Annotated in this window: 7 protein-coding genes; 4 read left to right on the top strand and 3 right to left on the bottom strand. The window is 46.1% G+C overall.

The window, feature by feature from the left end:
- Positions 1-786 precede the first annotated feature (786 nt).
- From G7Y37_RS08950 to G7Y37_RS08940, 3 genes are all read left to right on the top strand, one after another.
- Positions 787-1,425, top strand: coding sequence for a transposase (locus G7Y37_RS08950; RefSeq protein ID WP_165063125.1), 639 nt, complete (start codon positions 787-789; stop codon positions 1,423-1,425).
- A gap of 138 nt (positions 1,426-1,563) precedes the next feature.
- On the top strand, positions 1,564-2,703 hold the full coding sequence (locus G7Y37_RS08945) for an IS110 family transposase (RefSeq protein WP_165063124.1): 1,140 nt from the start codon (positions 1,564-1,566) through the stop codon (positions 2,701-2,703).
- 351 nt (positions 2,704-3,054) lie between these two features.
- The gene (locus tag G7Y37_RS08940) at positions 3,055-3,762 is read left to right on the top strand and encodes a transposase (RefSeq protein WP_255463990.1); all 708 of its coding nucleotides are present in this window, start codon (positions 3,055-3,057) and stop codon (positions 3,760-3,762) included.
- Between the two features lie 632 nt (positions 3,763-4,394).
- On the opposite strand, the gene G7Y37_RS08935 is transcribed toward G7Y37_RS08940, so the two are convergent.
- Complete coding sequence (locus G7Y37_RS08935) at positions 4,395-4,718, bottom strand: hypothetical protein (protein WP_165063122.1); 324 nt, start codon at positions 4,716-4,718, stop codon at positions 4,395-4,397.
- On the bottom strand, positions 4,715-5,011 hold the full coding sequence (locus G7Y37_RS08930; RefSeq protein WP_165063121.1) for a type II toxin-antitoxin system RelB/DinJ family antitoxin: 297 nt from the start codon (positions 5,009-5,011) through the stop codon (positions 4,715-4,717). Before G7Y37_RS08930 ends, G7Y37_RS08935 begins: the two co-directional genes overlap by 4 nt.
- A 1,255-nt stretch (positions 5,012-6,266) precedes the next feature.
- Between G7Y37_RS08930 and G7Y37_RS08925 the strand changes: the two genes are divergently transcribed.
- A complete protein-coding gene (locus tag G7Y37_RS08925) occupies positions 6,267-7,025 on the top strand; it encodes a transposase (protein ID WP_255463991.1) in 759 nt (252 codons plus the stop codon).
- 317 nt (positions 7,026-7,342) lie between these two features.
- Here G7Y37_RS08925 and G7Y37_RS08920 read toward each other — a convergent pair whose 3' ends face one another.
- The gene (locus G7Y37_RS08920; protein WP_165063119.1) at positions 7,343-8,842 is read right to left on the bottom strand and encodes an RNA-binding domain-containing protein; all 1,500 of its coding nucleotides are present in this window, start codon (positions 8,840-8,842) and stop codon (positions 7,343-7,345) included.
- Between the last annotated feature and the right edge of the window lie 313 nt (positions 8,843-9,155).

Here is a 9,155-nt window from a genome sequence, read left to right as displayed (position 1 = left end):
ACCGTCAAATCAAAGACATCATCCGCAACTGCCGGGGCTTTATGAGCTTTGAGGCGCTGAGACGTCGCTGCTTGCTGGTGCTTGGACACAAACGAGAACCCAACAAGCCCATCCCGCTGTTTACAAGAAGTGACAAGAGAAAGGAGGATGCTAACTAGCGAACAACAGGTCAATTGAGATGGGCTCGATGCCTCGGCTTTTCTGAATCTGGTGTTGTTTTGCCAATTTTTGCCTCCATTTTGGGCCCAGCAACACAACTTTCCACAAGAGTTGTGTTGCTTACCTGCCCTGATGTGGGGTATTGCGATTTCATGCGGCAACTTTCATGCTTGTAGGGTGCTTCCGAGTAAATCTATTGACAACTATTTCCGATAGCGCAGATACCGAAGCGTATCGGAAGCGAAAATAAGAAGGGCACGGGGCGGTTACAGCGCCCCACACCCCCATTGCGGCATCTGCGTCATCGGAGGATTGGAGAACTCCTGTGAACAGCAGAGAAGCCAACAGGAAAAGAAGGCTTGCGTATGTGCAGGGCCTTCTGCCTAACACGTATGCAAGCGAGTGCGAGAAACCCGACGGAAGCATACTTTGCGCACATGAGGTCGAACTTGCCGCACTTGAAAGAATCGAACGGGGCGAGCATAGCGCATGGGATGTACTCTGTGTCGAGGCGCTCGCAGAGAGGTGCTTCTCACGCGGATGCGCATTTGACACAGGTGCAATTGATGACTGCCCAGGGTGGTGTGCCACCGCGATCGCCGGCTTTGTAGGCTGGATGATGGTCTCATGAGTAGGATAAACCCAGCAGATGTAGGTCTGCCAAGCACCGTTCGCGTTGATAAAGCAGGAGTTAACGCTGGCTTTTCTGATCTCCATGTCATCGTTGATGCTCCTGACCTTACCTGCCCCCGATGCGGACATGCCATGACAGGACATGGTAGTTTTTCCAAACGTATGGCACACGTCGTGAGCGAGACACCCTGTACGTTGACTGTTAAGGTCAAAAGGTACAGGTGCAAAAGGTGCGGAATAACACAGGGTGCAGAAATTCCCTTCGCCTCTGTTGTAAGCTCTGCCATTACAGAGGCGCTCGAGGAACACGTCATCAATCTTTTGAGAAGAAGGCAGACCATCACCGAAGTGGCATATGCATGCAATATCTCGCACGACACGGTGCGCCTCGTCATAAACAGCGTACATATCAAAAAGCCAACACTTCCCTGCATACTGCTCACAGACGAGATACATGCTATGAGCTACCGAGAATCCGACACAGGAAAGCAGGTCTGTGTGTTTTGGGCCTGTGCTTATGACGGTACTACCGGATATCTGATAGATGTCATAGAGGGCAGAGATACAGATGATATGGACCAGTGGTTTAAACAATTCGGAGCAGATGAGCGCAATCGTGTTTCTTTTTTCTGATGATATGTCCATCGGGATGTTACACAAAGAGGCTCCGACCTGAACAAATGGTTTATTCAGTCCAAAATCTGGGCTAGCATCTAGGTGTCTCAATTCCCGTGATTCAACAATCACACAATGCCTGGAAGGAGCCTCTCTATGCAGCAGTATACAACCTATGTAGGAATCGACGTTCATGCCAAATCCTTGGTCTGCAAAGGCGTAAACATCAGCGATGGTCAAGAGTATTCCAAAGTATTCAAAGGACCTGATAAGGATTACGCCCTCATCCGATGGGCAAGCCGGTTGCCCGACCCCGTCTATTGCGCCTATGAATCCGGATGCACCGGCTTTGACCTGGCAAGAAAGATCAGAGCCGAAGACATCGACTGCGACATCATCGCCGTATCTTCCCTGGCGAGAACCTCCATCGAAAAGCGTCGGAAATGCGACAGGATCGACGCCTGCGCCATCCGGAGGGAGATCACCAACCCGGTCAAGAAGTACTCCTGCGTGTGGGTTCCCAGCGAAGAGATCGAAGGGGCGAGAGACCTTGTAAGGCTTCGGGTGACCGCAACTGACGAAGTCAAGGCGGCGAAGCTGCGCATCAGCGCCCTCCTGCTCAAATACGGCTACGTTTGGCAGGAAACCACCGAAAGCGGAAGACCGAAGGCCTCGTGGGGAAAAGACCACATGGCCTGGATAAAGTCTATCGATCTCGATGATCCCGTCTCCCAGCAAGTTCTGAATGGCCTTTTGATACTGCTCGATCAAAGGATTCAAGAAGACAAAACACTCAGGGAAAAGATTGCGGATCTGGCTGACACACCCCGTTTTAAACCTTATGTCGATGGCCTGTGCAGACTTAAGGGCATCAACGTCCAGACAGCTTTTCTCGCGGTGGCAGAGATCGGCGACTTCAGGCGCTTCAAGTCGCCCAGGCGCCTTTCCTCTTGGCTTGGCACCACACCCTCTGAGTCTTCCAGCGGAAATCGCAGGTCCTCTGGTCCTATCACTAAACAGGGGAATGGCCGTCTTCGCCGGGCACTCATCGAATGCAACGCTTCCATACGGTCGCGCCAGCCCCACAAGAAGCATCTTCTCAAGGGAAGGCCCGTCTCCGGCGAAGTGGAGGCCATCGCCGCAAAGGCCAACAAGCGGCTTTTCGAGAGATACCTGCATATGGTCGATGACTTGGGCAAAAACTCCAATACAGCAAAAGTGGCCATAGCCTCCGAAATGATCAAGTGGATCTGGGTCATCGGACGTCAGGTAGACCAAGAACTGGGTCTTCCCTAGTTCTCGGACCAGCATACCCCATCCCTGGTTCAGTGCCGTTGACGCGTTTTGGCAACCCGCGTTCAGAGCATGTACAACAAAGTACTCTCCTTTGCTACGTACGACTTCTGAATCTGTCGCTTTCTGCGGCTCTGCGGCCCTGCCTCTACCGAAGAGATCAACATGTGGGCAGCCTTGTGCTGTATCCACGAATATGTGACTGGATCGCTTGAGCGACCGGGAGAAGCTATCGACAGATAGCCGCTGAACGGATGCGCTTGATCGCGCTGAATCCAATGGATCGGAGCCTAACCCCTGTCTGCGCAAATCAGGGGTTAGGCTCATATTGCCGCTTGACATCCCGATGGACATATGTGCTCTGACATGTATGACATCTACCTGAACGCAGCAAAGAAGTGGTGTAGGTTTGCCTGTATAGGAGTTGACCGGTTCCACGTTGCAAAGACCGGTGTTAGTTGTATAGATGATGCCAGGTGTCGTTTGCAAAAGGGTGCCAGTAACGGAGCCGACATCAAGAGGCGCCACCGAAAGCTCGCAGCCAACCGGGGCAAGAGAAGACGTGAGTACAAAGACGCACCGTGGATTGAAGTAGAGAAGAAAACAATATGTAACATACTTGCCATCTGCGATACCAAGCACTCTCACTTGCGGCAAGCTTATCTGACACTTCAGCTCTACTACATATGGCAAGACCATCACTGGACAGATAGGCAGGAGTGTGAGAAGTCGCTTGACAACTGGATCATGAAGGCAAGTGGACTTGAGGTGGCTGAGATGAGGCGCTTTGCCAAGACTGTCGCGAGATACAAGCAATACTTGGTGACTGCCACGATAAGCCATATCAACACCGCACGCGCAGAATCGACTAACGACAAGATCAAAGAACTCAAACGCAAAAGCCGCGGGTTTGGAACCTTTGAGGAAACCAGAAGAAGGCTTCTTTTGGCATTTGGAGCACCGAATGCTGTTGAGGGTGCTACCGCCTATATAAGAAGGAAGAAGGCCCAAGCTGCCGCAAGCGCCGCCGAACCTTCCAAGCGCAGGAAGAAGAAGCGCTAGGAAATGTGCGTGATACACCCCTTCGCGCGCAGGGCACCGCCTGTGCTCAAGGTCACATGATGTCGTTTTTCTAGTTGTAAAGCTGCGTCTCATAGTTTGTGTTTTGAAGCTCTTGATTGCTAGGGCATCTGATAGTGCGGTCAAAAACCTATCACTTTTCTTCTGAATCTGGTGTTGCTGCCTTAGATTGCATCTAAATTACCTGTTCAAGTTAATGTTTTTTGCATATCAGCAACACGATTTTCGGAAAGCCCGATGCCTCCCCCACGCAAGTCGTAACATATTCGATTTTTTGGCTTTTGGTCATCTTTTTTAAAGCTGCTCTAAGGAGGGCTTAGGTTTGTGTGCCCTCTTTTTGCCCTCAAGCGTTGACTTGAGGTTAGATTCTCTTTGTTTTACCTGGTCAGACATTGGATTTGGCTAATTGCCCCACACGTTTTAAGACTTACCCCAAATCACCATGAGGCATACGCCCTCATACTCTTTTGGTTCACAAATTGGCATGTACTTAGACTGAATTTCGTGAATTACCCCACACGTTTTAAGACTTACCAGAGGCTTATGATGCTGCGATGCATCATCATAGTGCATGCGAATTATCAACCCATAAAACCTACTAACGCCACGAAAAGCTAGATATCAATATCATCAAATATAGTAAGCGGATTTTGGCGAGTATCTCCCAGATAAAAGAATACGAGTTCCTTATTTCTTTCGTCAATTGTATAGTAAAGCACGCAGTGGGTCTTATTTACAAACATCTGCATGCAATCAATTGGGGGTAAGGCGGCATCGTAGTCTGGATTATAGGGACGCCCGAGATTAGGAAAATTTTCCAATAGATCTACAACATGTTCTATACGCTCATAAATTACATCAGGAAGTACTAGCAATGCATCATTAAACGACTTCGCATAAATAGATGAATACGAAGGCTGTTCTTTAAAATTGCTCATGCAAGATTCGCCTTCATGTCTTCGCGCATTTTTCTTGATTCAGCACGAGTAATAACTTGACCGACCTGATACTCTGCATATCCTTGAGCTATCCCTTGGTTGATTCGCTGCTCAGCTTCACGCACTTTACGCTCAGCAACACTTATCGCCGACAACTCAAAAGGAATCCTTTGCTCTCTTACTACAGCTTTTGCAAAAATTCCGAATGCAGTAGATGGGGTAATTCCTATTTCTTTGCAGGTTGCAGAGAAGCTATCTTTAAGTCCATCTTCGATGCTTATAGTCATAGGCATAATAGTTCTCCAAATTACTAGTAGAATATATTTATTTTATACGTATATTCTACTAGTATTAGATATAGATTGACAATTACGATAGATCAAAATATTGACCGAGAAAACAGCTTTTCTGAATCTGGTGTTGTCGTCTTAGATTTAAGCTTATCGCCAACACAAATTTTGGCTTTCCTCATTTTTCTGTTGTTTTGGCAATTTGCATGTTCCTCTTTAGGGTCGATTTCTCGATTCCTTTCAAAACTGTGTTGGTGGGCTGATCTTGATGTGATCAGTCGGTTCAAGATGCAAGCTCCCACAAACTAGAATCAGTGTGTCTGCGATGCGTATAGAGTAATCGATACGCTAAAGGCACAGAGATGTCTGCGCATCGCGTATATGGCAGGGAGTGCTGGGTGGTAGAGACACTCAGCACTCCCCTTTTGGCACCTGTGTCTTTGGCAGAATAGGAGTTCCCTATGAACACAAGGAATGCCAACACGAAAAGAAAACTCGCGTATTGTAAGCATACACTGCCATCAGTTGAGGATGGCTTGTATGTAGATGGAACACTTCCCAATGATATGAGTGCTCCACATGAGATAGAGCTTTGCGCACTTGAAAGAATCGTATGCGGTAGCCCATCTCTCACTGATGTGATGACGGTAGAATTGCTAGCTATGCGCTGTTTTGATGCAGGGTGTACAGAAGATCTATCAACATGTCCTGGCTTTTGCGCAACTGCTATTGCGGGCTTTAGAGCGTGGGTGATCTCATGAGTCGCTTTAAGCCAGAAGATTTGGGACTTCCCTGTAATGTTCGAGTAGATAAACGTGATGGCACGATAGGTCTTCATGAGTTCAACGTACGCGTCAAAAAGACAGAGCGCATATGCCCAAGGTGCAAGCGGACAATGATTGGGTACGGAACCTATGTAAGAAAGATTCGACACTATCATACAGAAACAACTTATCTGCTTTATGTCTTTGTACCGAGAAGCTACTGTAAGAAGTGTAGATGCACAATAAGCGAAGACATCTCCTTTGCATCTCGCATATGTCCTTCTGTCACACTTGAACTTGAAGAACATGTACTTAGATGGATTCAAGACCCTATATCTATCTTGAGTATCTGCAAGCGTATACAGGTAAGCTTTGGAACTATACAAAAGCTCATAGAGGCAGTTCATATCAAACAAGTTTGTCTTAAACGAAGTTTGCTGATGGATGAGATCCATGCCTATACCTAGCGTGAAGACAATGGCAGACGCCACTCCATCTTTTGGGCAGTAGCATACGATGCAGAAGACACCTGTGTACTCGACATCGTCAATGGCAAAGATAGTGATGCAATACAGGCCTTCTACGACAGCATCTCCCTCTCTGACAAAATGAGAGTAAGGCATTTCTGTTGCGATATGGAAGATACCTACATTGCAAAAGATGGATGTAAACACTTCACAGAGGCGAGATGTCAGCTGCAAAAAGGAGCAGGTAGCGGCGCTGGTATCAAATGTATGGCAAACAAGCTTGTTGCTAATAGATGCAGAAGGCTTAGTCACATAAGTGCTTCTGCTTATGAATCCGAGAAAAAACTCATTGCCGACACGCTTTGCATTTGCGACACACAACACGCAAAGCTTCGTCTTGCATACATGGCACTTCAACTCTACTACGTATGGCAAGACACTACCTTTGAAACACTTGACGATATGGAACATGCACTTAATGGTCTTATAGGACGCATCAGTACTATTCCTATTCCTCAAATGAAAAGGTTTGCCAAATCTCTCAGCAAATACAAACGAGAAATACTTAGAGGCTATTTCTATAACGTAAACAATGCCAAAGCAGAAGCGCTTAACAGAAAGATCAAAGACATAAAACGTATCACTAATGGCATACATGACTTTGATGTCGCCAGAAAGAGAATCCTCATTGCACTTGGAAGAGAAGGTGCTACAGAAGGTGATAGTGCATACATTATTCGAAAAGAGAAAGCTAGGGCTGAATATACGCTTAAGAATACTCACTAATAACAATTGAGAGAAACATCTATGATAACAATCCTTATACATGGACCCTAGACGTTTATACCCATACCGCACTTCGTCCTCTATAGGTGCGTGAACCATCTCTGTTTTTAAGTACCCCATAACTTGGGGCTCTGATAATGTGCGCTTAAAAGCTACCAAAATCCTTTGATTTCTCTGTTGGTACCTTACATTTTCTATAAGTTACCAGTTCAGGATATGTATTTGAGTGATTTACCAACACAGTTTTGTTGAATGCCTATATTTGAGTGATTTACCAGTTTTGTTGAATGCTGTTTTCTCCTCGTTTCAAATACAGACTAGTTTTTATGAAGTTTTAAATTGGGAGATCGAACCGAGTCTGATCCCGAGTAAGAAATCTCTCCTTGTTCTATTAATTCCTTTATCACTTCTGAAAGCGTGCTGCTTATTCCGTTATAGCCTAATTCAGCTGCTAATTCATTTGTCGACAGATCCTTATTTGTTAGCAGCTTTAGAGAGTCATTCCGTATTTCTTCTCTACTGCGTCTTCTTTTCTTTTTCCTGACAGACTTCTCCTTTTTCTCTACATGTTTGTGAAATAGCTTGTGCTCTTTGAAAACTACTTCAAAATAAGTACGGTCTTGATCTGTGTTAAAGACCGGAGGTTCTGATCCGTTAGCTGCCAGAACTTTGAGCATTGTCGGAACTCCGGTATTGCGACCTTCTATTAGATGAAGCTCCTTTAAAAACTCTCCTATTCTTCTGTTTCTGTAGCGCTTAGAAACCAGCTTGTTTCTTTGAATGTCCTCGTCACGAATCGAGAGATCTGGTCCTGGCGTGCTCAAGATACTCAGTTGTCCTGGTTCGATACGTACCGTAATCGGTTCGCGATCGTTGTAACCACGATGCAGAACAGCATTTGACAGCGCTTCTTCTATTGCTTCATATGGATAGTTGAAAATACGAACCGATTCAGCTTGTCCATCAATTTTGAAAACACGTTCAGCAATGACATAGTTCTTTATGAATGCAAGCGCATCAGAGAGCTGTCTGTTTATTGGTCCTCGGAATGTTCGCTCTTCCATTCCTTCACCTGTAGGGTCAGGAATATCAACAACTTCGATTCGGGAATAGGGAATATATTTCTCTGGGTCAGAGGAGAACATAAGGAGACCTATATTCAGTGGCTTGATGTATTCTGAAGAACCGCCGACCACGCGAAGCAGTTGGGCTAATTCAACAACATTGCGGTTACCGATATCGTCCAACGAGCTATTAACGGAGTACAGGTAATTTTCCATCAGAGCTCGATCGAGGTCATCTACGTTTGCATTGTGATTTATGCGGTCATCATAGGGGACTCGTGCAGCCAGCTCCATGAATTCCCGTTCATCGGCTTGGTTGCTCTGTACAGTATTTGAAAATCTTCTTACATATTTAAGTCTTTGCGATTTGCCTTTATTGAGCGATTTCGGCACGTTATATGGTCTATCGTAGCCTCCCGGAACCCAAATCACCATGAGGCATACGCCCTCATACTCTTTTGGTTCACAAATTGGCATGTACTTAGGCTGAATTTTGCTGCAAATATTAAGCAGTTCTTTCTGAATGCCATCAAGTATGTTTGGATTAAGCCCCGGAATGGGTCTTTTTATCATACCATCTTCTTCAGCTGCGCCAACTACTATGTATCCTCCGCCTGAATTATCTATATCGTTTGCAAATGCACAGATAGAATGAAGAATTGCCTCCGGATTCCATCCTTCTTTGAACTCGATTCGAAAGCTCTCAACTGTTGTACCATCTAGTAATTTGTTGATATTTATGGGTATGGGCATAATGGCTCCTCTTGACACGATTAGTTTATCAGCTTTCGACTTAGCTTTCGACTTAGCTTTCGACTTAATGAAATAAGTTGAAAGCTAAGAGTCTTTGAGAGCGCAACACCTTATCATCTATGCCACTGAACCGCAAAAGGGGGTAAGTCTTAAAACGTGTGGGATTTAGCATGGTTTTCGCCATCTCTTGCCTACCCACACGTTTTCTACCTGTTTTTGCGTGGTGCGCTGTTTTGCACCCTTCCACATGCCCCCAAGCCTTACAGTTTGACGAACAGGACGGGCGTCATTATTCATCGAATAGAGGGACGGG

The sequence above is a fragment of the Adlercreutzia sp. ZJ154 genome (assembly GCF_011039055.1).
In the GTDB taxonomy this organism is placed as follows: Bacteria; Actinomycetota; Coriobacteriia; order Coriobacteriales; family Eggerthellaceae; genus Adlercreutzia_A.
The sequence above is the reverse complement of the archived record's forward strand: the minus strand, read 5'-3'. Positions and strand labels throughout refer to the sequence as shown.

Coding starts and splice junctions, on each gene's coding strand:
- G7Y37_RS08950 (WP_165063125.1), top strand. CDS start 787: ATGAGTAGGATAAACCCAGCAGATGTAGGTCTGCCAAGCACCGTTCGC.
- G7Y37_RS08945 (WP_165063124.1), top strand. CDS start 1,564: ATGCAGCAGTATACAACCTATGTAGGAATCGACGTTCATGCCAAATCC.
- G7Y37_RS08940 (WP_255463990.1), top strand. CDS start 3,055: ATGTGCTCTGACATGTATGACATCTACCTGAACGCAGCAAAGAAGTGG.
- G7Y37_RS08935 (WP_165063122.1), bottom strand. CDS start 4,718: ATGAGCAATTTTAAAGAACAGCCTTCGTATTCATCTATTTATGCGAAG.
- G7Y37_RS08930 (WP_165063121.1), bottom strand. CDS start 5,011: ATGCCTATGACTATAAGCATCGAAGATGGACTTAAAGATAGCTTCTCT.
- G7Y37_RS08920 (WP_165063119.1), bottom strand. CDS start 8,842: ATGCCCATACCCATAAATATCAACAAATTACTAGATGGTACAACAGTT.